The following is a 24,204-nucleotide window of genomic DNA, read 5'->3' as shown; positions in this document are numbered from 1 at the left end:
GCCGGACGGGCGGTGGCGCGCGGTGTCCGCGCCTGCCTCGGGTCCGGTTCAGGCGGGTGCCGAGGGGGCAGGGTCGTGCTGGGCGCGGGGGCAGCCCGCGCGGGAGCCGGTTCCCGTGACGACCCGGGCCCGCCGCCCGAGAAGGGGAGGACACATGAAGGTCTCCGTGGACCGGGACGCTTGCTACGGCTCGTCCGACTGCGCGTTCCGGGTGCCGGCGGTGTTCGACTTCGTGGACGGGTACGGCGTGGTCCGGCCCGGCCAGGAGGAGTCCGGGGACGATCCGGCGGTGCGGGAGGCGGCGGAGAAGTGTCCCTCCCGGGCTGTGGTGCTGGAGGAGTAGCGGCACGGTGCCGCGGTGGAAGCGGCGCTGACCCCCGGCCGGGTCGGCCAGGGGTTTCGCATCGACGGTCGCGTACGCAAGTCGCCGGGTGTCGAGACGTCAGCGGTTCTGTGGGGCCGAGGGGTTCCTCAGCAGTCGAGCTGCTGGGTGTGGCGGTCGCCGCTCTCCGTCTGTTCCGGGACGTACAGCCGGTGCGGGATCTTCGTCGCGGTGTCGTCGGCGGTGCGGGAACGGCTCCGGCAGTGGGGGGACTTTCCGTGGGCCTCGGCCCGGATGCGCTGTTTCATCGTGGGGGGCAGGGCCCTGGCGTGCGGCCAGATCCTGTGCTGTGCCGCCGCGGTGGTCGCTGGCGCCGTGTGGTGCTCGGTGCTCCGGCTCGGGCTCTCGGTCGGGCTTCCGGTCCGGGCGGCCGCCGTCGGGGCGGTCGCGGTGACGAGTCCGAGCGCCGTGCACAGCGCCAGGAAGGCGGTGACGAACGCGGTCCACAGCTTCATGACCTTGGTGCGGGCCATGTCCCCTCACTTTCGGGTTGGGCGATTTGCGTACTTTCCTCATGATGTGTATGAGCGTCCCGAAGTGGTGGACCTCGCGCCGTGGCGCGTCGATGTTCAGATGAACACCACACGGATGGCCGCAAGAGCCCGGAAAACCCCGCAAAACCAGGTGATGAGAAGGAAGTGGGAGAAAACTGACCGTGCGTGCGGGTGCGAGCGCCCTCGTGATCACCCTCCGGACGAGCGCCCTTCCGCTCGGCTATCGCGGGCGGAGAAGCGGGAGTTGGGGCGTGCGGCGGCCCCCGACGCAGGTCACCGATCGATATCGGCCGGTGTGTATAGTCGGGCGCCAGAGGTCCCCAACGCCAACGAAAGACGAGGTCGCGCGGTGAAGAAGCTGCTCCTGGTCGCACTGGCCGCCATCGGCGGTCTCCTCGTGTACCGCCAGATCCAGGCGGATCGCGCCGAGCAGGATCTGTGGACGGAGGCAACCGACTCCGTGCCCACGGGTTCCTGACCCCGGCACCACGATCTGAACCGAACCCCGGCCGCCCCGAGCGACCGGGGTTCCGCGTTGTCCGGGCCCGGCCGTCTCCGGTTGCCGGTCTCCGGAGGCTGGTGTAGCCCCGTGGGAAACGGCCCGGACGGCCCGGACCTTTCGGACGACCGCGCGGAATGCGCGGATGGAGCAAGGGCTCCCGGTGCAGGATGGGCCCCAGGCGTGGTGCGGACGATGGGGGAGGGACCGGGGGTGTCCATGCGGGGGCGAGGACGCGCGGGGCGGGTACTGCGGGGGTTCACCACCGCACGGGCACGACGGCAGTACGCCGCACCGGCACCGGACCCCCGGACCGGACGCCACCGCCACCGCCCTCACCGCACCGCCGCCCTCTTCGCGGCGAGCCTCCTGTGTGTCCTGGCGGCCACCCCGGCCGGGACCGCCGAAGCCGCGCCGTCCGGACCCCGGCCGTACGCCTTCGCCACCGGGGCCGAGACCATGTCCGGTGAACCGGGCACCTCCGCGGCGCGGCCGCTGACGGCGGGCCATACCTACCGCAGCTCACTCCCCGCCCACGGCAAGCTCTACTACCGCCTCGACCTCACCGCGAAGACCACCGCCTACGCCCCCGTCACCGCCGTACCCCCGGCAGGCGCCCCCGTCGCCTCCACGGACGGCATCCGGGTCTCGCTCCGCGACACCGACGGCAACGCCTGCTCCTACGCCTCCGCCACCATCGGCGCCGCCCTGAGCCCGCGACCCGTGACCGCGCTCGCCCAGCGCGACACCGGGCGGACCCTGTGCGCGGGCGCGGGGACCTATTACCTGCTCGTCGAGCGCCTGGACAGCGGGGACTCCGGATCCCGCCGGACCTGGGACCTGGAGATCGCGCCCGTCACGGAGTCCCGCCCGACCACGCCCGGACCGACCACGCCGCCCGCCACCTGGGACTCTGCCACACCCCGGCCGCCCGTCGGCACCGCCCGCACCCGGTCCGGCGGCGCCGGATTCGCCACCGCGCGCCCGCTGGGCGAGGGCATCTGGCGCACCCGTGCCGCCCCCGGCACCACCCTCTTCTACGCGGTGCCCGTCGGCTGGGGTCAGCAGCTCCACGCCACCGCCGAACTCGGCGCCGCCAGCGGCAGCGGCTATGTCGGCGGCGCCCTGGACCTCGCCCTGCACAACCCCGCGCGCGGCCGCGTCGAGGACGCCTCCCTCGGCTTCACCGGAACCCCGCGCACCGCCGCCCTGCCGCCCGTGCCGCCGGTGGAGTACGCCAACCGCTACGCCGTCACCGACGACGAGAACACCGTGCGTTTCGCCGGGCGGTACTACCTGGTCGTCCACGTCAGCTCGCGCCTGGCCGACAGCTTCGGGTCCGGTCCCTACGAGGTGACGCTGACCGTGCGCCTCGACGGACACCTGCACGACGGACCTCGGTACGCCGGGAAGTCGGTGCCGGACGGTCTCTTCGAGGTCAGCTCCCAGGACTGGCACGACGCGGTCACCGGCGAGAGCGGGGACGACGGCACCACGATGCGTCTCCTCGCGGCGGGGGGCATCGGCACCGGGACCGCGCTGCTGCTCGGTCTCGGCGCCTGGACCCTGGCGTCCCGCCGGGCTCAGATCCGTACCAGCGCCCAGAAGCCGACGGCGTAGCAGGCCAGGGCGAGCAGCACGACGGGGACCGCCACCTTGGCCGGGGGACCCGGGCGGCGCCTGTGATGGCGGTGTGAGGGGGCGCGGCGACCCTGCGCGGTGTACGGGGCGGTCGGGGGTTCGGCGGGAGGAGCGACGGTCGGTGCTTCGGTGGCCGGAGCGGGGGGTGCGGGCGCCGCCTGCGGTACGGGGGTGCCGGACGCTTCCCGGGGCGCGGGGGGAGGCAGATGGAAGCTTCCGGTGTCGGACATGGCGGGGTGGACGGTGCGGGGGTCGGGGGTGGGAGGCGCGGTCGGACGTACGGCGTCGGGACGTACACCCTCCGGACGCCCGGCATCGGGACGTACGGCGTCGGGACGTATCCCGGAAGCCCGCTTCGTCGGACCTTCCGCCCCGAACCCCTCCGGCAGTGGACCGAGTTGGTCGAAGATCTCGACCGGTTCGTCGTCGGGACCGGGCTCCGGCAGGAGTTCGACGGCCGAGGCGAGCGCCTTGCGCACCCCCGTCGCCGAGCGGAACCTCGCCCCTGGATCGGGCTGGAGGAGACCCGCCACGACCTGCCACAGGGGCTCGGGGATCCGCGCGGGCGCACTTGGTGTGCCGTGCTCCATGAAGTACCGCACGATCGCCTTGGCGTCCGGCTTGGCGCCCTCCAGCAGGTACAGGGCGACGAGTCCCACCGCGAACAGGTCGGCCGGGAAGTCCGGGTCGCCGCCCAGCATCTGTTCGGGCGCCAGATAGCCGGGGGTGCCGACCACGAGGTCGGTCTCCGTCAGCCGGGGTTCGCCCAGGCGCATCGCGATGCCGAAGTCGGACAGGCGCAGCCGGGGGCGCCCGGTGCCGGTCGCCTCCAGCAGGATGTTGGCGGGCTTGACGTCCCGGTGCACCACGCCCTCGGCGTGGACGGCGGCGAGGCCGGACAGGAGCTGGTCGAGCAGCTCGCACACGAAGCGGGGCGGCAGTGGGCCGTAGTCGTTGACCAGGTGCACCAGCGAGCCGCCGGAGACGAGGTCCATGGTGAACAGCACCTGGTCGTCGTCGGCTGCCCAGCTCGCCGGGGCGAGGACGTGCGGGTGATCGATGCGCAGGGCCTGTTCGCGGACGAAGCGCAGCAGGGCGTGGGCGTCGCGCTGCTGGAGCACCTTCGCTGCCACGTAACGCCGCCGCCGGTGGTCCCAGGCGCGCCAGACGGCGCCCACGCCACCGCGCCCGATCGGGTCGGCCAGCTCGTACCGGCCGCCGAACACCTCACCCATGCGTGCGGCTCCTCCCCCTGGTCCGGTGCGGTGCGCCGTCCGGTCCGCGTCCCGACCCCCACCGGGACGCGCGCCGGGCGGCGGTCAGCTCTGGTGGGACTGGTAGTGCGCGACCGCCTCTGAGGTGCGCCCCGCGCCGTAGACCCGGAGGAACTCTGCCAGCTCGGGGTGGGCCGGGGCGATGCTTTCGGCGGCCTCGATGATGTCGCCCGCGGCGGCCACGGAGCGCAGCAGCGACTGGATCTCGCGGACGACGCGCTTGACGGTCGGCGCGCCCGAACTGTTCGTCGTCTGCGCGGTGTTGTTGCTGAGCACGGAGCCGCCCTGGGATTTCTTGATCTCGTCCATCCGCTCGGTCGCCTCGGCCGCGCTGACGCTGCCGTCCGCGACCTGTGCGGCCAGCTCCTGCAGGAGCTGCACCCGCTGGACCACCGCCGGATTGCCGATCTTCGCGCGCTGGCCGCTCATGAGCTGCGACAGCATCGGAGCGGACAGACCCAGAACCGCCGCCAGCCGGGCCTGGTTGAGCCCGAGATCCTCGATGAGCTTACGGAAGAGCGCCCCCAGTGGCTCCCCGTACCAGTTCCGCTGCAGCTCCCGCGCTCTCGCGGTCGCTTCCTGCTGTGCGGCGTCCATTGCGTCTCCCCATCGCTTCCCCATTGAACCGCGGTTCGCTCACGCGAACCTTGTCGAGCATCCTACGGAGCGTGTTCGGACGGGGGGAGCCCCAAAGTTTTTGCCGGATACCCCGGGTGACCCGGTACTCTGGTCTGCGGCGACCGCCGGGAGAGCTTCTCCGGCCGGACGCTGCTGCACGGGGCCTTAGCTCAGTTGGTAGAGCGCCGTCTTTGCATGGCGGATGTCAGGGGTTCGACTCCCCTAGGCTCCACCCCCCGAGATCCCCTCTGACCTGCGGAAACGCGGATCAGGGGGGATCTTCGCGTGCACAACGTCAGCACCGCGTCGGCACCTTGCGCGCCTTCTCGCCTCGCTCAGCGCAGCGGCCAGGCGCGCAGGGCGGCGTCGGCCAGTTCCTGGAGTTCGTCGCGGCAGACGCCGCTCGCGGCCTGGACGGCGATGCCGTAGGCGACGGTGGTGACGTAACGGGCCAGCAGGCCGGGGTCGCTGTCGGCGGGCAGGTCGCCCTCCTCGACGGCTCGCTCGAAGCGCTGCTTGAGGCAGCAGTAGCCGTTGTCGCGCCAGGAGACGAGAAGGTCACGGACCTCCTCCCCGGAGTGACTGGTGGTCAGGGCGCCGGAGACGCCCAGGCAGCCGTGCGGGTGGGACGGGCGGGTGGTGGTGCGCACCGCCCCGGCCAGGACCGCCGTCGCGACACCGAGGGCGGTCGGCTCCTCCACGGCCCGGGCCAGATACGCGCTCGGTCCCTCGGTGTAGCGCTCCAGGGCCCGGCGGAACAACTGCTCCTTGTTGCCGAAAGCCGCGTACATGCTCGTGGTGGAGATCCCCATCGCCTTCGCCAGACCGGCGGTGCTGGCCCCCTCGTAGCCGTGCCGCCAGAAGAACAGCATGGCGCGCTCAAGGGCCTCGTCCGCGTCGAATCCCCGCGGTCGGCCGACGGGGCTGGTCCGTTTCGTCTCCACGATCCCAGCCTACTGCTTCCGCATCGATCGCTACAGAAGTGCTACGGTTGAATTCTGTAGTGATCGATGCGGAAATCGAGGAGCTGTTCGTCATGGGACTGCTGGACGGAAAGACCGCTCTCGTCACCGGCGCCAGTACCGGAATCGGCCTGGCCAGCGCCGTACGGCTGGCGGCGGAGGGCGCGCACGTGTTCATCACCGGCAGGCGCAAGACCGAGCTGGACGCCGCCGCCGAGGCGATCGGTCCCGCCGCCACGCCGGTGGTCGGCGACATCGCGGACCTCGCTGATCTGGACCGCCTCTACGACGCGGTCCGCGCCCGGGGACAGGGCCTGGACGTCCTGTTCGCGAACGCTTCCATCGCCTCGCTCGTGCCGCTCGCGGAAGCCACCGAGGAGCACGTCGACACCCTCTTCGGCATCAACGTCCGCGGCACGCTGTTCACCGTGCAGAAGGCGCTGCCCCTGCTCAACGACGGGGCGTCCGTCATCCTGAACGGCTCCACCACCGTGGACACCGGCGACGAGGGGATGGGCGTGTACGCGGCGACCAAGGCAGCCACCCGCTCGCTCGCCCGGACCTGGGCCAACGAACTCAAGGGGCGCGGCATCCGCGTCAACACGGTCACGCCCGGCCCGACCGACACTCCCGCGCTGGTGGGGCTCACCGCCACCCCGGAGGAGTTCAAACGTCAACTGGCGGCACGCGTCCCGCTGGGGCGGCTCGCGCGCCCGGAGGAGACCGCCGCGGCGGTGGCCTTCCTCGCCTCCGGTCAGAGCAGCTTCATCACCGGCTCCAGCCTGTACGTCGACGGCGGCATGAACCAGATCTGAGCGGAGAGGTCCCTCATGTCCGACAGCGATCTGCGCGCCTTCTATCTGCGCTACATCGACGCGCTCAACGCCCACGCGTTCGACGGCATGGACGAGTTCATCGCGGAGCGCACCACCCTGAACGGCGAGCCGGCCGCCCGTGCCGACCTCCTCGCGGTGCAGCGGCACGACGTGGACGCGGTTCCGGACCTCCACTGGGAGCTGCGGGAACTGCTCTTCGACGGCGACCGGCTGGCCGCACGCCTCGTCAACACGGGTACTCCGGTGAAGGAGTGGCTCGGCGTGGCTCCCACCGGCGCCTCCTTCGAGATCACCGAGTACGCCGTCTACCAGGTCCGCGACGGGCGGTTCGTGCACATGACCGCGCTGCACGACGCGGGCGAACTGCGCCGCCAGTTGACCCGCTGACCCGACCCCCGGCAATTCGAAAGGACGTTCATGACCATCACACTGATCACCGGAGCCAACAAGGGCATCGGCTACGAGACGGCCAGGCAGCTTCTGGCGGCGGGCCACGTCGTCTACCTCGGCGCGCGCGACACCGACCGGGGCGAGAAGGCCGCGGCGGCGCTCGGCGCGCGCTTCGTCCAGCTCGACGTGACCGACGACGCGTCCGTGCGCGACGCGCTGCGGAAGATCGAAGAGGAGGAGGGGCGCCTCGACGTCCTGGTGAACAACGCGGGCATCCTGGCGGAGGGACCGATCGACGGACCCGCCGCCCTGAAGGCGTTCGACACCAACGCGGTGGGCATCGTGCGCGTCACGGAGGCGGCGCTGCCCCTCCTGCGCGGGTCCTCGAACCCCGTCGTCGTCAACGTGTCGAGCAGCGCCGGTTCGTTCTGGGCGGTGACCAACCCGGACCGGCTGGAGTCCACCTTGCCGCTGCCTCTGTACTCCGCCTCCAAGGCGGCGGCCACCATGCTGACGGTCCAGTACGCCAAGGCTCATCCGGGCATCAAGTTCAACGCGGTCGAGCCCGGTCCGACCGCGACCGACATGACCGCGGCGTTCGGCATCGGCAGGGAGCCGGAGGCGAGTGCCCGGGTCGTCGTACGCCTTGCGACGCTCGGCGCGGACGGCCCGACGGGGACCTTCCAGGACGAGAACGGGGAACTGCCCTGGTAGTCGGTACCGGAACAGGAATCAGCAGGGGCAGGCGACGCGTACCTCGCCTGCCCCTGCTGATCCGATGACGCCGGCCGAGCCGGTCGTCACCTGTTCTCGTCGCCGTTGGACGAGTCCTCCTCGTTCTGCTTCGCGCGGACCTCGGGGTCCAGGGGAGAGGTGCCGGTGCCGTCCACCGAGTGCAGCCGGGCGGCGTCGGGCATCTCGGTGGCGGCGGGGGGCTCGACCAGCCAGTCGGGGTTGGCCTGCTTGTCCCACCACTTCCACACGGCCAGCGCGGTGCCGGCGACGATGCTGGCCAGGGCCGCGTACTTCAGGACGGTGCGAGCCGTGCCGCGGCGTTCGTTGCGGCGGGCCAGCTTCTTGATCTGCTTGGCGGAGACATTGCCGCGCAGCGCGACCAGGGCGGCGGCACCACGCGTCGCGGCCTCGTCGTAGACCGGCGTGGCCGCGGCCACGGCCTGCTCGATCCGCGGGCGCGAGTACTCCGCCGCCTGCTTGGCCGCCTTGCGGGTGCGCTCGGCGGCATCCTGGGCGGCCTGGTCGACCTTCGGCGGGACATGGGCGCGGGCCTGCTCAAGACGCGGGGCGAGCAGCGCGTCGTACTGCACGCGTGCCTGGTCGGCGGCCTGGGACATCACGGGCGCGAGGCGTACGCGTGCCTCCTGCGCGTAGTACGCGGCACGCTCCTTGGCCGTGTCGGCGTAGGGCGCCACCACGTCCGCGGCGTGCAGCACGCTGTCCTTCGCCGAGCCGGTCGCGGCGCGCACGCTCTCGATGCGGGTCACGGGAACCTCCTCCTCGGTGGCGGTACGGTATGTCGACTGTCCACCCTGTTACGGATCATGCCTGTCCGGGGCCCGCACGGCATGTGCGAGCGGGCATACGGGTGCCGATCGCTTCACACCTACGGAAATCCGGGCAACGGCCCCACCGCCGACCCTGCCACGAATCCCCGCCGCGCGCCGCTCTCCGCGGCGAACCGGTGGCAGTACGGCGCGGAACTCGTGCTCGTCCGGGGTTCGCCCTCCCCCGGCGTGCGACGATCGAAGCCTTTCCGGGAATGACGACGGAAACGAACGACGGAAGCAAGAGGGAAGGCACCCCGTGGCCGAGCAGCTCTACGCCACTTTCAAGACGGATCGCGGCGACATCAGGATCCGGCTGTTCCCGCACCACGCCCCGGCCACCGTCAGGAACTTCGTCGAACTCGCCCAGGGCGAGCGCGCCTGGAAGAACCCCGAGACCGGCACGGAGAGCACGGACCCGCTCTATGACGGAACGGTCTTCCACCGGGTGATCAGCGGCTTCATGATCCAGGGCGGTGACCCGCTCGGCACCGGCATCGGCGGTCCCGGCTACCAGTTCGCGGACGAGTTCCACCCCGACCTGTCCTTCGGGCGCCCCTATCTGCTTGCCATGGCCAACGCCGGTCCGGGCACCAACGGCTCGCAGTTCTTCATCACCGTCTCGCCGACCGTGTGGCTCAACCGCAAGCACACGATCTTCGGCGAGGTCGCCGACGCGGAGAGCCGCAAGGTGGTCGACACCATCGCGGCGGTGCCCACCGGGCGCGATCACCGTCCGGTGGAGGACGTGGTGATCCTGACCGTGGTCGTGGAGCGGACGGGGCAGGAGCGGGGAGAGGACCAGACGGGCAAGAACATGGAGACCGCCGGGTAGTCCGCCGAAGCCGGGGCACCGCGGAGTCGGGGCACCGCGGAGTCGGGGACGAAAAACCCGGAGGGGAACCAAACGCACCGCTCGTCCGTAAGGATGGGCAGGGCGGGGTATCGCCCGGTGATGTCCCGCGACGGACAAGGGGATCTCATGGACCAGGCCGCAGCCGGCGCCCGGGACGCCCGGAGCCTGCCCGCGTGCTACCGGCACCCGGACCGCGAGACCGGTGTGCGCTGCACCCGCTGCGACCGGCCGATCTGCCCGGAGTGCATGGTCGACGCCTCGGTCGGCTTCCACTGCCCCGACTGTGTGCGCGGCACCGCGCACACGCCCGCTCCCGGCGCCGCGACCCCGGCTCCGCCCTCAGCCGCGCCCCGCACCCTGGCCGGAGGGCGGCACACCGCCGACCCCCGGCTCGTCACCAAGGTCCTCATCGGACTGAACGTCGTCTTCTTCGCGGTCCAGCAGATCGTCGGGGGCGCCTTCACCAACCGGTTCGAGCTGATCGGCAACGCCCTCGTCCCGCAGCTCGGCGTGCAGGGGGTGGCGGACGGTCAGTACTACCGGCTGCTGACCGCGATGTTCCTGCACGGCGGCTTCCTGCACATCGCGTTCAACATGCTCAGCCTGTGGTGGATCGGCGGCCCGCTCGAAGCCGCCCTCGGGCGCGCCCGCTATCTCTCCCTCTACCTGGTCTCCGGACTCGCGGGCAGCGCGCTCAGCTATCTGATGGTCGCGCCCAACGAGCCCTCCCTGGGGGCGTCCGGCGCGATCTACGGGCTCTTCGGCGCCACCGTCGTCCTGGTGCGGCGGCTCAACTACGACATGCGACCGGTCATCGCGCTGCTGGTGGTCAACCTGATCATCACGTTCCAGGTCCCCGGCATCGCCTGGCAGGCGCACATCGGCGGACTGGTCGCCGGTCTCGGCGTCGGCTACGCGATGATCCACGCCCCGCGCGACCGCCGGGCGCTGATCCAGTACGGCGCCTGTGCGCTGGTGCTCGTCGTGGTGGCGATTCTCACCCTGGTGAGAACGGCTCAGCTCACCTGATCCGAACCGTTGTCCACAGCGTGTGCGCGATCTTGTGCACAGCGTGCGGGAACAGGCGTGCCCCCTATCGCTCGGATGAGTTCCCGCAGGTCAGACAGGGGGCAGTGGCGATTCTGCAGCCGGTAGGGCAGTCACACCGGCGTCAACGATCGATGAGTTATCCACAGATCGTAGTTTCTTTTCCCCAGGCACATGTGGAAACTCTGCCCAAGGCTGTGGATAACTCAGTGAAGGGCCGTGGGCAGAGGTGTCCGGGCCCCGTCGGGCGGACCCGCTACTTCCACTGCGTGGAGACGCCGAACCCCGCCGCGATGAAGCCGAAGCCCACCACGATGTTCCAGTTGTCCAGGCTGTCGATCGGCAGCGAGCCGTCGGTCACGTAGAAGACCACGATCCACGCCAGACCGATGAGGAACATGGCCAGCATCACCGGCGCGACCCAGGCGCTGTTGCCGATCTTGACGGCCTGCGCCTGCTTCACGGGCGGCGGCGTGTAGTCGGCCTTCTTGCGGATACGTGACTTCGGCACGAGGGTCTCTCCTGTCGATGCGCTGCGTGGCCGCGCAGGTAACGGGTCGGGCTCGGGGCAGCGTACAAGGGGACAGTAAGGGCACACTGAGCGCTCCCCCGGGCGTCCGTTAGCGTAGTGCTTCTACGGCGCCGAAGGAGATAAGGGTACGTTGAGCAATTCTGCCGACTCCCCCGGTACGGGATCAACGGGTCCGACCCGTCCCCGCGCGCGCCTGAAGCCGGTGCGGATTCTCACGGCGGGCGTTTTCGCCCTGGCCGGGCTGATCTTCTTCACCAGCTTCGACACCGCCAAGGGCACGGACATCCGCACCGACACCTCGCTGCTCAAGCTGTCCGACCTGATCCAGGAGCGCAGCCGCAAGAACAAGGGTCTCGACGAGTCCAACGCGACCCTGCGCGAGCGCGTGGAGTCCCTGGCCGAGAGCGACGACGGCAGCAGTCGCACCCAGGACGAGAAGCTCGGCGGTCTTGAGCGCGACGCGGGCACGCACGCGCTGACCGGCAAGGCGATCACCGTCACCCTGAACGACGCCCCGCCCAACGCCACCGCCAAGCTCCCCGGCTACCCCGAGCCGCAGCCCGACTACCTGGTGATCCACCAGCAGGACCTCCAGGCCGTGGTCAACGCCCTGTGGCACGGCGGCGCCCGGGGCATCAAGGTCATGGACCAGCGGCTGATCTCCACCAGCGCGGTGCGCTGCGTCGGCAACACCCTGATCCTCCAGGGCCGCGTCTACTCGCCCCCGTACAAGATCACGGCGGTGGGCGATCCGGACCGGCTCAAGCAGGCGCTGGCCGACAGCAAGGCGATCCAGACGTACATGGTGTACGTCAACGTCTACGGGCTCGGCTGGCAGGTCGCGGACGACGGGAACGTGACCCTGCCCGGCTACACGGGCACCGTGGACCTGCACTACGCGCGCCCGGCGAAGTAGGAGCTTCACGCGAAGCCTCGCAAGGCGGGCTGCGCGAGGCGCTTCGTAAGAGATCGACAAAGGGTGCCGCGCAACCCGTTCCGTCACACGTTGAGGTGATCGACGCTGGGGCACGTAAGTCCGGGTGTCGACCCGGCCTGTGGACAACGGCCGGGAGGCCGTCCGGCGCCGTTAGTCTGGTGCCGTACGGCGTGAGTCTGTGCCGTGAGGAACGGAAGGGACGGCATGTACGGCTGGATCTGGCGGCATCTGCCGGGCAACACGTGGGTGAAGGCCCTGCTCTCACTCCTGCTCGCCCTGGCCGTGGTCTACGTCCTGTTCCAGTACGTGTTCCCGTGGGCCGAACCACTGCTGCCCTTCAACGATGTGACGGTGGACCACCAGTGAGCAGCGCGCGGATTCTCGTTGTCGACAACTACGACAGCTTCGTCTTCAACCTCGTCCAGTACCTCTACCAGCTCGGCGCCGAGTGCGAGGTGCTGCGCAACGACGAGGTGACCACGGCCCACGCCCAGGACGGATTCGACGGCGTCCTGCTCTCCCCGGGTCCGGGCACGCCGGAGGAGGCGGGGGTGTGCGTGGACATGGTCCGGCACTGCGCCGCGACCGGTGTGCCGGTGTTCGGGGTGTGCCTGGGGATGCAGTCGATGCAGGTGGCGTACGGCGGCGTGGTCGACCGCGCGCCCGAGCTGCTGCACGGCAAGACCTCCCCGGTGCTCCACGGCGGCAAGGGCGTCTTCGCCGGGCTGCCGTCGCCCTTCACCGCGACCCGCTACCACTCGCTGGCCGCCGAACCGGCCACCGTCCCCGCCGAGCTTGAGGTCACCGCCCGCACCGAGGACGGGATCGTCATGGGGCTGCGCCACCGGGAACTCCCGGTGGAGGGCGTGCAGTTCCATCCCGAGTCGGTGCTGACCGAGCACGGGCACCGGATGCTGGCCAACTGGCTGGCGGAGTGCGGCGACCGCGGTGCCGTGGCGAGGTCGGCGGGGCTCGCCCCGGTGGTGGGCAGGTCCACGGCGTGACCGCGCTGCGCCCCGAGCGCGAGGACGTGTACGGCGAGGCGCCGTACGGGTCCTACGGCCCGGTGTTCACGGGCGCGGGCGACCCGCCGACGGCCAGGATGCCGGCCGTGGACGGGCACGGGGGCGTGCCGGGGGGCGCGATGGAGCCGCCCTCCAACGAGCAGACGATGGCGCTGCGGCTCCCCGGGACGTCACCGAGCCCCGGGAGCGGGTCTGAGGGCGTCTCTGCGGGCGCTTCGGGGCGGTCGGGTGCCGCGGGTGCTCCGGGGGGCCGCGCGGCCCGCAGAAAGGCCGCCAAGCGCGGCGGCGGGCGGGGCGGCGGACGGCACGGCGGGGCCAAGGACACGGCGGGCGGGGCGAGTTCGGCGGAAGCGGACTCCGGGCGGCCGCTGTCCCGGGTCGAGGCCCGGCGGCAGGCGCGGGCGCGCAAGCCCGGCGCGGCGGTCGTGGCGAGCCGGGCGGTCGGCGAGGTCTTCATCACCACCGGCGTGCTGATGCTGCTGTTCGTCACCTACCAGCTCTGGTGGACGAACGTGCGCGCGCACGCGCAGGCGGGCAGCGAGACGCATCAGCTCCAGGACGACTGGGCGAGCGGCAAGCGGGCGCCGGGTGTCTTCGAGCCCGGACAGGGCTTCGCGATCCTGCACATACCCAAGCTGGACGTGGTGGTGCCGATCGCCGAGGGCGTCAGCAACAAGCGGGTGCTCGACAAGGGAATGGTCGGGCACTACGGCGAGGCGCCGCTGAAGACCGCGATGCCGTACGACAAGTCGGGCAACTTCGGTCTGGCAGCACACCGCAACACGCACGGTGAGCCGTTCCGGTACATCAACAAGCTCGTCGCGGGTGACCCGGTCGTCGTCGAGACACAGGACAAGTACTTCGTGTACAAGGTCACTTCGATGCTTCCGGTGACGCCGCCGTCCAACACGAGTGTGCTGGACGCGGTGCCCAAGGGGTCGGGTTTCACGGCGCCGGGCCGGTACATCACCCTCACCACGTGCACTCCGGAGTTCACCAGCAAGTACCGGCTGATCGTCTGGGGCAAGATGGTCGAGGAACGCCCGCGCAGCAAGGGCAAGCCGGACGCGCTCATCGAGTAGCCGAGCCGAGTCGAACAGGGGCACAGGACGAGTGGCAGCGACCGCCGACGACACCGAAGAACACACGGACGCGTCCGGCGCGGGCAGCGGCGCGCGCCGCCCCGGGCCCGGGCCAGTCGCCCTGGTGGTGAGCTTCTTCGGCGAAGTCCTCATGACGGTGGGCGTGGTCCTCGGACTGTTCGTCGTCTACTCCCTGTGGTGGACGAACGTCGTCGCGGACCGGCACGCCGACCGGCAGGCCGACAAGGTCCGCGACCACTGGGCCCGTTCGGCCGACACCGGTCCCGGCAAGCTCGACACCAAGGACGGCATCGGCTTCCTGCACGTCCCCTCGATGCACAACGGCACGGTGCTGGTGGAGAAGGGCACCTCCACCGACGTCCTCGACGAGGGTGTGGCGGGCTACTACACCGACCCCGACAAGGCCGTCCTCCCCATGACCGGCAAGAAGGGCAATTTCACCCTCGCCGCCCACCGCGACGGCCACGGCGCCAAGTTCCACAACATCGACAAGGTCCGCGAGGGCGACCCGGTCGTCTTCGAGACCAAGGACGACTGGTACGTCTACAAGGTCTACGCGATCCTCCCCGAGACCTCGAAGTACAACGTCGACGTCATCGACCAGGTCCCCGAGGAATCCGGCAAGAAGAAGCCCGGGCACTACATCACCCTGACCACCTGCACCCCGGTCTACACCAGCCGCTACCGCTACGTGGTCTGGGGCGAACTGGAACGCGTCCAGAAGGTCGACAGCAAGCGCACGCCCCCGAAGGAACTCCGCTGACCCTCACCAGCTCCCCTGCAGCCGCCGCAACCGCGCCGAGTGCAGCCTGAGCCGGTTCTCGACCCGCCGCACGTCACCGCTCAGCGCGGTCAGCCGTCGGTGGTGCTCGCCCGAGGTCTCGATGAGCGCGTTGAACATCGGGACGACGGTGCGGCCGAGGACGTGGTGGACGCGTTGGTCGATGCGGGCGTCCAGGGCGGCCAGCGAGAGGATCTCGGGGGTGGCGGGCTCGGCCGGGTGGTCGGCGGATTCGTTCAGGAGTCCGGTGCGGGCCAGGTGCTCCATGTCGAGGAGATAGGTGCGCACTTGCCGTGCGATCCCGCTGTCGCGGAGCAGCATGGCGATGTTGAGGACGGTTCGGCGGGAGTAGAGGGTGAGGCCGGATCGGGGCTGTGGATAACTTCCGGAATAGCGTGACAAGATGTCACGCTTAAATTCCCGCAGGTCACGGCCCTGAAGTGTCACCATCCCGTTCGCGGTCAGCTCCTCGCGGTGCCGCGCCTTGATCTGTCGGATGGCTTCGACACTCACCCCGAAGTACGCCGCCACCATCGCCGTCGTCACATGCAGCCCGTCCGGCAGCAGCGCGAGTGTCTTCACCCGGTCCAGCACGTCCGTGCGATCCAGCACGGAGCTGCGGAGGGCCCGGGACTCCAGGAGTGCGGTCTGATCAATCATGTCCTGTCAACGACCGACGCGCGGGCGAGGGTACGAGCGCGGAAAGCACGAGGCCCCCGGCACCGTGTGGTGCCGGGGGCCTGGAGTGGGCGGGGTGGTCAGCCGTTGGTGCCGCCGAAGATGTTCGGGAAGCCGCCGTTGTTGCCGCCGCCCTGCTTCGCGGCCTGGAGGGTGATCGTGTCGCCCTTCTTGACCGTGGCGCCCGGGGCGGGGTTGGAACCGAACACCGTGGCGTCGTCTTCCCCGCTGTTCGGGGTCGCGACGTTGAGGCCCAAGCCCTGGAGCGTTTCGCGGGCTTCCTTGAGCTGGTGGCCGCGGAGGTCGGGTAGCTGGAACTGCTGCTGGTCGTCCTGCGCCTTGCCGATCGTGATCGCGACCGGGGTGTTCTTGTTGACCTGCTGGTTCGCGGGCGGGTTGGTGGTCGTGACCTTGCCGTTCTGGTTCGGGTCGGTGACCGGGGTCTCGGTGCAGTTGTCGTTCGGGGCCAGACCCGCGTCCCGCAAGGTCTTCTTCGCGTCGTCGCAGCTCTTGCCCGTGACGTCCGGGACCGTGACCTTCTCCGCCGCCTTGGCGACGATCAGGGTGATCGTCGAGCCCTTCTGGACGCGCTTGCTGTCCACCGGGTCCTGGTCGAGCACCTGGTCGGGGGTCTCGCTGCTGACCCGGGTCTCCTTCTTGACCGTGAACTTGTAGTCGTCGCCCTCCAGCTTCTGGCGGGCGTCGTCGAAGGAGAGACCGATCACACTGGGGACGGTGACCTTGGGGGCGCCCGTGGAGACGACCAGGTCGAGGGTGTCGCCCTTCTTGACCTTGGCGCCGGCCTTCGGGCTCTGCGAGCAGACGTTGCCCTTGGGCTGGTCCTCGCAGGGTTTGCGTTCGGCGGTGACCTTCAGACCGACGTTGTCCGCCTGTTGCTTGGCGTCCGTCGCGTACTTGACGCCCACGAGGTTCGGCGCCCCGAAGGGCTTGTCCGCGGGGTCGCCGCCGAACGCGTACATGCCGATCAGGATGGCGCCGACCAGCACCAGCACACCGGCGACCACGAGCAGGATCGTCGAGGTGTTGTTGCTCTTCTTCGGCTGGCGCCGCCGGTCGGGACGGTCGTCGTAGCCGTAGCCGCCGTCGTCCGGGGACATCGGCGGGAGCATCGTCGTCGCCCCGGCCGGTTCGGCGCGCATCGCCGTGGTGGCCTGGGAGTCGGGGTAGCCGCCGTAACCGACCGCGCCCATGGCGGCGGTGGCGGCGACCGGCTGGCCGTCGAGGCACGCCTCGATGTCCTGGCGCATCTCGTCGGCGGACTGGTAGCGGTAGTTCGGGTCCTTGACCAGCGCCTTGAGGACGATCGCGTCCATCTCGGGGGTGATCTCGGGGTCGAACACGCTGGGCGGCTGCGGTTCCTCGCGGACGTGCTGGTAGGCCACGGCCACGGGCGAGTCGCCGACGAAGGGAGGACGGACGGTCAGCAGTTCGTAGAGCAGACAGCCGGTGGAGTAGAGGTCCGAGCGGGCGTCGACCTGCTCGCCCTTGGCCTGCTCCGGCGAGAGGTACTGCGCGGTGCCGATGACGGCCGCGGTCTGGGTCATCGTCATACCGGCGTCGCCCATGGCGCGCGCGATGCCGAAGTCCATGACCTTGACCTGGCCGTTGCGCGTCAGCATGACGTTGGCCGGCTTGATGTCACGGTGGACGATGCCGTTGCGGTGGGCGTACTCCAGACCCTGGAGGATGCCGATCGTCATCTCCATGGAGCGCTCCGGCAGCAGCTTGCGGCCGGAGTGCAGCAGCTCACGGAGAGTGGAGCCGTCGACGTACTCCATGACGATGTACGGGATCGAGACCCCGTCGATGTAGTCCTCGCCCGTGTCGTAGACCGCGACGATCGCGGGATGGTTGAGCGAGGCGGCCGACTGGGCCTCCCGGCGGAACCGGGCCTGGAAGGACGGGTCGCGCGCCAGATCTGCGCGGAGCGTCTTCACTGCCACCGTGCGGCCGAGGCGGGTGTCATGCGCGAGGTAGACCTCGGCCATGCCACCGCGGCCGAGCACATGGCCCAGCTCGTACCGGCCGCCGAGGCGACGCGGCTCTTCCATAGCTACCTACCAGCCCTCTCCGTCGGTCCCGGCCTGCACGTGTGTGCGGCCGGAGGCTGCCGTCCGGGCCCTACCGTACCCGTCCCGCTCTGTGTGACCTGGCCAAGCCGGTAACCCGATACCGGACCGGTATCGCAACGTGCACCGTTGTGAAGATGACGTGATCGGGCTCACTTCTTGGAGTTGATGACCGCCTGCATGACGCTCTTCGCGATAGGGGCGGCCAGGCCGCCGCCGGAGATGTCGTCACGGTTGGCGTTGTCGTCCTCGATGACCACCGCGACCGCGACCGGGGAGCTGTTGTCGGGGAGCTTGGCGAAGGAGATGAACCACGCGTACGGGTTCTCGCTGTTCTCCACACCGTGCTGCGCGGTACCGGTCTTGCCGCCGACGGTGGCTCCGTCGATCAGCGCCTTGGTACCCGTGCCCGACTTGACCACGGTCTCCATCATCGACTGGAGGATCTGCGCGTTCTGCGCCGTCAGCGGGCGGCTCAGCTCCTTCGGCTCGGTCTTCTCGATCGGGTCGAGGTTGGAGGACTGCAGCTCGTCCACCATGTACGGCTTCATCAGCTTGCCGTCGTTGGCGACCGCCGAGGCGACCATGGCCATCTGCAGCGGGGTGGCCGCGGTGTTGTACTGGCCGATGGAGGACAGCGCGGTCTGCGAGTCGTTCATCTTGTCCGAGAACACCGAGGCGTTGGAGCGGACGGGGACGAACTGCTCGGAGTCGAAGCCGAACTTCTTCGCCTCGGCGAGCATCTTGTCGTTGCCGAGGTCGGCGCCGATCTTGCCGAAGACGCTGTTGCAGGAGACGCGCAGCGCCTCACGCATCGTCGCGTTCTCGCAGGGCAGGTTGCCCTCGTTCTTCAGCTCGGTCTGCGTGCCGGGCATGACCCAGGGCAGCGGCGAGTTCGTCTTCTGGTCGGCCGACGAGTACAGGCCGTTCTGCAGCGCCGCCGCCGCGGTGACGACCTTGAAGGTGGAGCCCGGCGGGTAGGTCTCGCGCAGCGCCCGGTTGAGCATCGGGTCCGACGAGTCGTTCTTCTTCTGCAGCTTCTGCCAGGCGGCCGAGTCGCTGTTGCGGTCGCCCGAGAAGGAGGACGGGTCGTACGACGGGTAGGACGCCAGCGCCAGGATCTTGCCGGTGGAGGGCTCCAGCGCGACCACGGCGCCCTTGCCGCCCTGGGCCTTCAGACCGCTGTACGCGGCCTTCTGCGCGGCGGCGTTGAGCGTGGTGACGACGTTGCCGCCCTGCTTCGGCTTGCCCGTGATCATGTCGAGGGTGTTGCGGAAGAAGAGCCGGTCGTCGTTGCCGGTGAGGATGCCGTCGTTGATCTTTTCGAGCTGGCTGCTGTCGAACGCCTGGGAGGAGTAGCCGGTGATCGGCGCCCACATGGGCCCGTTCTTGTACGTGCGCTTGTACTTGTAGTCGCCGGCCTTGGTCTCGACGGAACCCGTTATCGGGTTGCCGTCCACGATGATGTCGCCGCGCGGGGAGGCGTAACGCTCGATGGCGACGCGGCGGTTGTCGGGGTCCGTGCGCAGCTTGTCGGCCTGGGCGTACTGGAGCCAGTTGTCGCGGATCAGCAGTGCCAGGACGAGGAGTCCGCAGAAGATCGCGATTCGGCGCAGGGGCTTGTTCACGTCCGGCCTTTCCACAAGCTAACAGGGGCGCCTGTTGCTTCAGTCTCTCGGTGTCGCTGGTGCTGGCGCTCGTCCTCGGCCGCCCACAGTCTAGGGGCACCGGCTGTGTGCCCCGGCTGACCCGTGACGGTCGTACGGCGGCGCAGCGGGCCCCTGAGGGCCGCCACGCCGCCGTGGTCGCGGGCGCTCACGCCTCGGCGGCGGGTCCGTTGTCGCCGGGCCGGACGATCTGGGTCATCTCGGCGTCGGGACTGGCGGCGGGGGCGGGCGCGGGGCGACGGGCCGTGTCGCTGATGCGAATGAGGATGGCGATGAGGGCCCAGTTGGCGATGACGGACGAACCGCCGTAGGCGAGGAACGGCATCGTCATACCGGTCAGCGGGATGAGACCCATCACACCGCCGGCGACGACGAACACCTGGAGCGCGAAGGCGCCGGACAGACCCACCGCGAGCATCTTGCCGAAGGGGTCGCGGGCGGCGAGGGCGGTGCGCACACCGCGCTCGACGATCAGGCCGTAGATCAGCAGGATCGCCATGATGCCCGCCAGGCCCAGCTCCTCGCCGAAGGTGGCGAGGATGAAGTCGGAGTTGGCGGCGAAGCGGATCAGCTCGGAATGGCCCTGGCCCCAGCCGGTGCCGAGGGTGCCGCCGGAGCCGAACGCCCACAGCGCCTGCTGGAGCTGGTCGGAGTGGGGGATGCCGTCGTGCGTGATCGTGCGGCTGAGCCTGTACTCGCGCATCGGGTCGAGCCACGCCTGCACACGGGTCTGGACGTGCGGCTCGAAGGTGGCCACGCCGACGGCGCCTGCCGCGGACATCAGCAGACCGAAGACGATCCAGCTCGTCCGCTCGGTGGCGACGTACAGCATGATCACGAACATGCCGAAGAACAGCAGCGAGGTACCGAGGTCGGTCTCGAAGACCAGGATCAGGATCGAGATGAACCAGACCACCAGGATCGGACCGAGGTCGCGGCCGCGCGGCAGGTAGAGACCCATGAAGCGGCGGCTGGCGAGCGCGAGCGCGTCCCGCTTGACCATCAGATAGCCGGCGAAGAAGACCGCGAGCGCGATCTTGGCGAACTCGCCGGGCTGGATGGTGAAGCTGCCGATCTTGATCCAGATCTTGGCGCCGTAGGTCAGGTCGGCGCCGAGGCCGGGCACCAGCGGGAGCAGCAGCAGGACCAGAGCCGCCGCCATGGAGATGTAGGTGTACCGCTGCAGCGTGCGGTGTTCCTTGAGGAAGATCAGCACGACGGCGAACAGGACGATGCCCAGCGCGGTGTAGACGAGCTGGTTGGTCGCCTTGCCGCCCGCCTGGCCGATGGACTGCAGCAGCTTGGACTGGTCCAGGCGCCAGATGCACACCAGACCGAGCCCGTTGAGCAGGGTGGCCAGCGGTAGCAGCAGCGGGTCGGCGTACGGCGCGAACTTCCGGACGACGAGGTGGGCGACGCCGGCCAGCAGGCCGAGACCCAGGCCGTAGCCGAGCAGCCCGGTGGGGACCTCGTCGTTCAGGGCCAGGCCCACGTTGGCGTAGGCGAACACCGGGATGACCACGGCGAAGATCAGCAGGGCCAGCTCGGTGTTGCGACGGCTCGGTGCGCCGATGGAGCCGATCGTGGACGTCTGGTGCGTCGGCGTGTTGGTAGTACTGCTCATCGTGTGACGGGGCCTCTCACGGCTTGCCTACTGCTTGCCGCACTGATCGACGACCTTCTGCTCATCCTTGGAGAGGCTCGGGCCGGGCCGGGGCGTGGCGGTTGCGGTCGGGGACTTCGAGGGCGACGCGGTGGACGGCTGGGCCGATCCCGACGGGTTCGGGGTCGGGGACCCCGTGGCCGTGAAGGAGGTGCGGGTGGCGGTGGTGGTGCCGCCCGTCGCCGAATTCCGGCCCGTCTTGTCGCTCTCGCTCCCGGCGGCCGCGCGTTCGGCCTGCTTGCGGCAGGCCGACGCCTGGAGCGCGAGAGCGTCGATCTTGGTGCGGGCCTGCTCGAGGCCGCCCGCCGCGATCGTGTTCTTGACCTGCTTCTGCTGATACGTCGGCAGGTACTTGAGTTCGATCTCGGGGTGGTCCTTCTCGACCTTCGAGAGGGAGACCCAGGCCAGGTTCTGGCTGATGCCCCGGTAGAGCGCGACGTGCTTGCCGTTGATGCCGACGTAGTACTGCGTCTGGGTCCAGCGGTAGCCGCCGTAGACGCCGCCGCCGATCACCGCGAGGGCGAGGGCGCTGTAGAACGTGCGCTTGAGCCACCGGCGGCCCTTGCGGGGCTTGACGAAGTCGTCGTCGGTGTAGCTCTCGCCCTCGTAGTCCCCGCCGGAGCCGGAGCCGCCGTACTCTCCGCCGCCGCCCTGGCCGCGGCCCTGGCGGCCGAGCCCGGAGGCGCGCCCCGCCGGGGTCTGCATGATGCCGTTGTCGTGCAGGTGGAGCTGGTTCTCGGCGACGGCGCCGACCACCACGGGGGTGTCGGAGAGCTGACCGGCGAGGGTGTCGCCGGTGTCCAGGTCGAGGACGTCAGCGACGATCACGGTGATGTTGTCGGGGCCGCCGCCGCGCAGCGCGAGCTGGATCAGCTCCTGCACGGTCTCCTGCGGTCCCTGGTAGCTGGCGAGGGTCTCCTCCATCGTCTGGTGGGAGACGACGCCGGAGAGACCGTCGGAGCAGATCAGATAGCGGTCACCGGCGCGGACCTCGCGGACCGAGAGGTCGGGCTCCACGTGGTCGCCGCTGCCCAGCGCGCGCATCAGCAGGGAGCGCTGCGGGTGGGTGGTGGCCTCTTCCTCGGTGATCCGGCCCTCGTCGACCAGGCGCTGCACCCAGGTGTGGTCCTGCGTGATCTGGGTGAGCATCCCGTCGCGCAGCAGGTACGCGCGCGAGTCGCCGACGTGCACCAGGCCGAGGCGCTGGCCGGTCCACAGCAGGGCGGTCAGGGTGGTCCCCATGCCTTCGAGCTGGGGGTCCTCCTCGACCATGCTGCGGAGCTGGTCGTTGGCGTACTGCACGGCCTGGCCGAGGGAGGTGAGCAGGTCGGAGCCGGGCACGTCGTCGTCGAGGGTGACCAGGGTGGAGATCACCTCGGAGGACGCGACCTCACCCGCCGCCTGGCCGCCCATGCCGTCGGCGATGGCGAGCAGGCGCGGACCGGCGTAACCGGAGTCCTCGTTGCCTTCCCGGATCATGCCCTTGTGCGATCCGGCGGCGAAGCGCAGTGACAGACTCATGCGCACCTCGCCCGTCGGCTCCGGGTACAGCCGGTCGTGTCGAGCCACACTGCCCACCCTCCGGTCGGGAGCGCGCCGGGGACCGGGGTGAGGTCCGCCGTTGCGTGCTCGCTCCGCTCGCTCATTGTCGTACTACTTCCGCAGCTCGATGACGGTCTTGCCGATGCGGATCGGCGCTCCCAGCGAAATCGGCGTGGGCGTCGTCAGCCGGGACCGGTCCAGGTATGTGCCGTTGGTGGAGCCGAGGTCCTCGACGATCCACTGACCGTCGCGGTCCGGGTAGATCCTGGCATGTCTGCTGGAGGCGTAGTCGTCGTCCAGCACGATCGTGGAGTCGTGGGCGCGGCCCAGGGTGATCGTCTGGCCCTGGAGGGCGACGGTGGTGCCGGTCAGCGTGCCCTCGGTCACGACGAGCTTGCTGGGTGCGTTGCGCCGCTGGCGGCCGCCGCCGCTCTGCTGGGCCCGGCGGCCCTGCTGGGCGCGCTGCTGCGGGGGCGCGGCCTGCTGGCGGGCGGCCTGCTGCGGGCGGGCCGCTTCCCGGCGCGCACCGCGCTGGGTGACGCGCGTACCGAACAGATCGCTGCGGATGACCTGCACGGCCACGATCACGAACAGCCACAGTACGGCCAGGAAACCCAGCCGCATGACCGTGAGGGTCAGCTCTGACATTGCCCCCGCTTCACCCTTCGGCTTGCCTATAGATAACGGTGGTGCTGCCCACGACGATCCGCGAGCCGTCGCGGAGCGTAGCGCGGGTGGTGTGCTGCCCGTCCACCACGATGCCGTTGGTGGAGCCGAGATCCTGGATCGTCGAGGGCGTTCCGGTCCGGATCTCGCAGTGCCGGCGGGAGACGCCGGGGTCGTCGATCCGCACGTCGGCCTCGGTGCTGCGGCCGAGCACGAGGGTCGCGCGGGAGATCTGGTGGCGGGTGCCGTTGATCTCGATCCAGTAGCGGGTCTGGCCGCCGCCCATGGGGGCGGCCGCGGGCCGCTGGGTGGCGGGCTGCGGGTAACCGTAGCCCCCGGGGCGGGCGCCGGGGGGCGGCGCGGACGGCATGGGCGGGGCGGCGGCGGGCGGGTAGCCGTAGCCGCCCTGGGGGCCGGCCGGGGGCTGGCCGCCGGGCTGCGGGGCTCCGGGCGCCTGCTGGCTGCTGGAGGAGGCCAGGGTGCGGCTGCGCACCCGGTACAGACCGGTGTCGAGGTCCTCGGCCTTCTCCAGGTTGACCTTGATCGGGCCCATGAAGGTGTAGCGCTGCTGCTTGGCGTAGTCGCGCACCATGCCGGCCAGCTCGTCGCCGAGCTGTCCGGAGTAGGGGCTGAGGCGCTCGAAGTCGGGTGTGCTCAGTTCCACGATGAAGTCGTTGGGCACGACCGTGCGGTCGCGGTTCCAGATCGTGGCGTTGTTGTCGCACTCGCGCTGGAGCGCGCCGGCGATCTCCACCGGCTGGACCTCGGACTTGAACACCTTGGCGAAGGTGCCGTTGACCAGACCTTCGAGACGCTGCTCGAACTTCTTCAGGACTCCCACGGGGCACCTCCTCCGTCGCTGCCGTACTGCTTGCCGTGCTCGGTACCCGCCGCTCGGCCCGTACCGCTTACTGATCGTATCTACGCGCCCGGCAATCAGCCGGTTCCCCCAGCCGCCC

26 protein-coding genes and 1 tRNA gene are annotated in these 24,204 nt (G+C 70.2%); 14 read left to right on the top strand and 13 right to left on the bottom strand.

The window, feature by feature from the left end; genetic code table 11:
* Positions 1–154 precede the first annotated feature (154 nt).
* A complete protein-coding gene (locus IF655_RS01670) occupies positions 155–343 on the top strand; it encodes a ferredoxin (RefSeq protein WP_199581587.1) in 189 nt (62 codons plus the stop codon).
* A gap of 128 nt (positions 344–471) precedes the next feature.
* Here IF655_RS01670 and IF655_RS01665 read toward each other — a convergent pair whose 3' ends face one another.
* Positions 472–855, bottom strand: a complete 384-nt coding sequence (locus tag IF655_RS01665) for a DUF6344 domain-containing protein (protein WP_199581586.1) — start codon at positions 853–855, stop codon at positions 472–474.
* 370 nt (positions 856–1,225) lie between these two features.
* On the opposite strand from IF655_RS01665, the gene IF655_RS30955 reads away from it, so the two are divergent.
* Both IF655_RS30955 and IF655_RS01655 read left to right on the top strand, forming a co-directional pair.
* Positions 1,226–1,354, top strand: a complete 129-nt coding sequence (locus IF655_RS30955; RefSeq protein ID WP_003999697.1) for a DLW-39 family protein — start codon at positions 1,226–1,228, stop codon at positions 1,352–1,354.
* A gap of 216 nt (positions 1,355–1,570) precedes the next feature.
* On the top strand, positions 1,571–2,995 hold the full coding sequence (locus tag IF655_RS01655; RefSeq protein WP_206775276.1) for a hypothetical protein: 1,425 nt from the start codon (positions 1,571–1,573) through the stop codon (positions 2,993–2,995).
* Here IF655_RS01655 and IF655_RS01650 read toward each other — a convergent pair.
* Both IF655_RS01650 and IF655_RS01645 read right to left on the bottom strand, forming a co-directional pair.
* A complete protein-coding gene (locus IF655_RS01650) occupies positions 2,959–4,251 on the bottom strand; it encodes a serine/threonine-protein kinase (RefSeq protein WP_199581585.1) in 1,293 nt (430 codons plus the stop codon). The two genes, IF655_RS01655 and IF655_RS01650, sit on opposite strands and share 37 nt — an antisense overlap.
* 84 nt (positions 4,252–4,335) lie before the next feature.
* A complete protein-coding gene (locus IF655_RS01645) occupies positions 4,336–4,887 on the bottom strand; it encodes a helix-turn-helix transcriptional regulator (protein WP_199581584.1) in 552 nt (183 codons plus the stop codon).
* Positions 4,888–5,067: 180 nt separating this feature from the next.
* Between IF655_RS01645 and IF655_RS01640 the strand changes: the two genes are divergently transcribed.
* Positions 5,068–5,140, top strand: a tRNA-Ala gene (locus IF655_RS01640).
* Between the two features lie 103 nt (positions 5,141–5,243).
* Here IF655_RS01640 and IF655_RS01635 read toward each other — a convergent pair.
* Positions 5,244–5,852, bottom strand: a complete 609-nt coding sequence (locus tag IF655_RS01635; RefSeq protein WP_199581583.1) for a TetR/AcrR family transcriptional regulator — start codon at positions 5,850–5,852, stop codon at positions 5,244–5,246.
* Positions 5,853–5,944: 92 nt separating this feature from the next.
* Here IF655_RS01635 and IF655_RS01630 point away from each other — a divergent pair, with 92 nt between their 5' ends.
* The 3 genes from IF655_RS01630 to IF655_RS01620 are packed head-to-tail and all read left to right on the top strand — an operon-like array spanning position 5,945 to position 7,810.
* The gene (locus IF655_RS01630) at positions 5,945–6,685 is read left to right on the top strand and encodes an SDR family NAD(P)-dependent oxidoreductase (protein WP_199581856.1); all 741 of its coding nucleotides are present in this window, start codon (positions 5,945–5,947) and stop codon (positions 6,683–6,685) included.
* A 15-nt stretch (positions 6,686–6,700) separates the two neighbouring features.
* Positions 6,701–7,093 (top strand): ester cyclase, encoded by a 393-nt coding sequence (locus tag IF655_RS01625; protein ID WP_199581582.1) that lies wholly within the window; start codon positions 6,701–6,703, stop codon positions 7,091–7,093.
* Positions 7,094–7,123: 30 nt separating this feature from the next.
* Positions 7,124–7,810 (top strand): SDR family NAD(P)-dependent oxidoreductase, encoded by a 687-nt coding sequence (locus IF655_RS01620; RefSeq protein ID WP_199581581.1) that lies wholly within the window; start codon positions 7,124–7,126, stop codon positions 7,808–7,810.
* Positions 7,811–7,896: 86 nt separating this feature from the next.
* Here IF655_RS01620 and IF655_RS01615 read toward each other — a convergent pair whose 3' ends face one another.
* Positions 7,897–8,598 (bottom strand): DUF5324 family protein, encoded by a 702-nt coding sequence (locus IF655_RS01615; RefSeq protein ID WP_199581580.1) that lies wholly within the window; start codon positions 8,596–8,598, stop codon positions 7,897–7,899.
* 319 nt (positions 8,599–8,917) lie between these two features.
* Here IF655_RS01615 and IF655_RS01610 point away from each other — a divergent pair, with 319 nt between their 5' ends.
* Positions 8,918–9,493: a peptidylprolyl isomerase gene (locus IF655_RS01610; RefSeq protein ID WP_199581579.1), complete on the top strand. Its 576-nt coding sequence runs from the start codon at positions 8,918–8,920 to the stop codon at positions 9,491–9,493.
* 147 nt (positions 9,494–9,640) lie between these two features.
* Positions 9,641–10,543, top strand: coding sequence for a rhomboid family intramembrane serine protease (locus IF655_RS01605; protein ID WP_199581578.1), 903 nt, complete (start codon positions 9,641–9,643; stop codon positions 10,541–10,543).
* 274 nt (positions 10,544–10,817) lie between these two features.
* Here the strand turns inward: IF655_RS01605 and crgA are convergent, their stop codons facing one another.
* Entirely contained in the window at positions 10,818–11,072 is a 255-nt protein-coding gene (gene crgA, locus IF655_RS01600; protein WP_199581577.1) for a cell division protein CrgA, read from the bottom strand.
* A gap of 151 nt (positions 11,073–11,223) precedes the next feature.
* Between crgA and IF655_RS01595 the strand changes: the two genes are divergently transcribed.
* The 5 genes from IF655_RS01595 (at position 11,224) to IF655_RS01575 (ending at position 14,921) form a co-directional block, all read left to right on the top strand.
* Entirely contained in the window at positions 11,224–12,009 is a 786-nt protein-coding gene (locus IF655_RS01595) for a DUF881 domain-containing protein (protein WP_199581576.1), read from the top strand.
* A 204-nt stretch (positions 12,010–12,213) separates the two neighbouring features.
* Positions 12,214–12,396: a hypothetical protein gene (locus tag IF655_RS01590; RefSeq protein WP_199581873.1), complete on the top strand. Its 183-nt coding sequence runs from the start codon at positions 12,214–12,216 to the stop codon at positions 12,394–12,396.
* The gene (locus IF655_RS01585) at positions 12,393–13,034 is read left to right on the top strand and encodes an aminodeoxychorismate/anthranilate synthase component II (protein WP_199581575.1); all 642 of its coding nucleotides are present in this window, start codon (positions 12,393–12,395) and stop codon (positions 13,032–13,034) included. Before IF655_RS01590 ends, IF655_RS01585 begins: the two co-directional genes overlap by 4 nt.
* Positions 13,031–14,137, top strand: coding sequence for a class E sortase (locus tag IF655_RS01580; protein WP_199581574.1), 1,107 nt, complete (start codon positions 13,031–13,033; stop codon positions 14,135–14,137). Before IF655_RS01585 ends, IF655_RS01580 begins: the two co-directional genes overlap by 4 nt.
* A gap of 31 nt (positions 14,138–14,168) precedes the next feature.
* Positions 14,169–14,921: a class E sortase gene (locus IF655_RS01575; protein ID WP_199581573.1), complete on the top strand. Its 753-nt coding sequence runs from the start codon at positions 14,169–14,171 to the stop codon at positions 14,919–14,921.
* A gap of 3 nt (positions 14,922–14,924) precedes the next feature.
* Here IF655_RS01575 and IF655_RS01570 read toward each other — a convergent pair whose 3' ends face one another.
* The 7 genes from IF655_RS01570 to IF655_RS01540 all read right to left on the bottom strand — a co-directional run bounded on the left by IF655_RS01570 (position 14,925) and on the right by IF655_RS01540 (position 24,086).
* On the bottom strand, positions 14,925–15,599 hold the full coding sequence (locus IF655_RS01570) for a restriction endonuclease (protein WP_199581572.1): 675 nt from the start codon (positions 15,597–15,599) through the stop codon (positions 14,925–14,927).
* A 98-nt stretch (positions 15,600–15,697) separates the two neighbouring features.
* The gene (pknB, locus tag IF655_RS01565; protein WP_199581571.1) at positions 15,698–17,689 is read right to left on the bottom strand and encodes a Stk1 family PASTA domain-containing Ser/Thr kinase; all 1,992 of its coding nucleotides are present in this window, start codon (positions 17,687–17,689) and stop codon (positions 15,698–15,700) included.
* 170 nt (positions 17,690–17,859) lie between these two features.
* A complete protein-coding gene (locus tag IF655_RS01560; protein ID WP_199581570.1) occupies positions 17,860–19,335 on the bottom strand; it encodes a penicillin-binding protein 2 in 1,476 nt (491 codons plus the stop codon).
* A gap of 187 nt (positions 19,336–19,522) precedes the next feature.
* Positions 19,523–20,998 (bottom strand): FtsW/RodA/SpoVE family cell cycle protein, encoded by a 1,476-nt coding sequence (locus IF655_RS01555; protein ID WP_199581569.1) that lies wholly within the window; start codon positions 20,996–20,998, stop codon positions 19,523–19,525.
* A gap of 27 nt (positions 20,999–21,025) precedes the next feature.
* Entirely contained in the window at positions 21,026–22,558 is a 1,533-nt protein-coding gene (locus IF655_RS01550; protein WP_206775275.1) for a Stp1/IreP family PP2C-type Ser/Thr phosphatase, read from the bottom strand.
* Positions 22,559–22,690: 132 nt separating this feature from the next.
* Positions 22,691–23,227 (bottom strand): FHA domain-containing protein, encoded by a 537-nt coding sequence (locus IF655_RS01545; protein ID WP_199581567.1) that lies wholly within the window; start codon positions 23,225–23,227, stop codon positions 22,691–22,693.
* A 10-nt stretch (positions 23,228–23,237) separates the two neighbouring features.
* Positions 23,238–24,086, bottom strand: a complete 849-nt coding sequence (locus IF655_RS01540) for a DUF3662 and FHA domain-containing protein (RefSeq protein ID WP_199581566.1) — start codon at positions 24,084–24,086, stop codon at positions 23,238–23,240.
* Between the last annotated feature and the right edge of the window lie 118 nt (positions 24,087–24,204).

The sequence above is a fragment of the Streptomyces sp. DSM 110735 genome, assembly GCF_016482685.1.
In the GTDB taxonomy this organism is placed as follows: domain Bacteria; phylum Actinomycetota; class Actinomycetes; order Streptomycetales; family Streptomycetaceae; genus Streptomyces.
Note: the sequence above shows the minus strand (reverse complement) of the source record. Positions and strands in the feature narration are given on the sequence as shown.

What these genes read in the sequence shown, in the direction of transcription:
- IF655_RS01670 (WP_199581587.1), top strand. Translation starts at nt 155, where the DNA reads ATGAAGGTCTCCGTGGACCGGGACGCTTGCTACGGCTCGTCCGACTGC.
- IF655_RS01665 (WP_199581586.1), bottom strand. Translation starts at nt 855, where the DNA reads ATGGCCCGCACCAAGGTCATGAAGCTGTGGACCGCGTTCGTCACCGCC.
- IF655_RS01655 (WP_206775276.1), top strand. Translation starts at nt 1,571, where the DNA reads ATGGGGGAGGGACCGGGGGTGTCCATGCGGGGGCGAGGACGCGCGGGG.
- IF655_RS01650 (WP_199581585.1), bottom strand. Translation starts at nt 4,251, where the DNA reads ATGGGTGAGGTGTTCGGCGGCCGGTACGAGCTGGCCGACCCGATCGGG.
- IF655_RS01645 (WP_199581584.1), bottom strand. Translation starts at nt 4,887, where the DNA reads ATGGACGCCGCACAGCAGGAAGCGACCGCGAGAGCGCGGGAGCTGCAG.
- IF655_RS01630 (WP_199581856.1), top strand. Translation starts at nt 5,945, where the DNA reads ATGGGACTGCTGGACGGAAAGACCGCTCTCGTCACCGGCGCCAGTACC.
- IF655_RS01625 (WP_199581582.1), top strand. Translation starts at nt 6,701, where the DNA reads ATGTCCGACAGCGATCTGCGCGCCTTCTATCTGCGCTACATCGACGCG.
- IF655_RS01620 (WP_199581581.1), top strand. Translation starts at nt 7,124, where the DNA reads ATGACCATCACACTGATCACCGGAGCCAACAAGGGCATCGGCTACGAG.
- IF655_RS01605 (WP_199581578.1), top strand. Translation starts at nt 9,641, where the DNA reads ATGGACCAGGCCGCAGCCGGCGCCCGGGACGCCCGGAGCCTGCCCGCG.
- IF655_RS01570 (WP_199581572.1), bottom strand. Translation starts at nt 15,599, where the DNA reads ATGATTGATCAGACCGCACTCCTGGAGTCCCGGGCCCTCCGCAGCTCC.
- pknB (WP_199581571.1), bottom strand. Translation starts at nt 17,689, where the DNA reads ATGGAAGAGCCGCGTCGCCTCGGCGGCCGGTACGAGCTGGGCCATGTG.
- IF655_RS01555 (WP_199581569.1), bottom strand. Translation starts at nt 20,998, where the DNA reads ATGAGCAGTACTACCAACACGCCGACGCACCAGACGTCCACGATCGGC.
- IF655_RS01550 (WP_206775275.1), bottom strand. Translation starts at nt 22,558, where the DNA reads ATGAGTCTGTCACTGCGCTTCGCCGCCGGATCGCACAAGGGCATGATC.
- IF655_RS01545 (WP_199581567.1), bottom strand. Translation starts at nt 23,227, where the DNA reads ATGTCAGAGCTGACCCTCACGGTCATGCGGCTGGGTTTCCTGGCCGTA.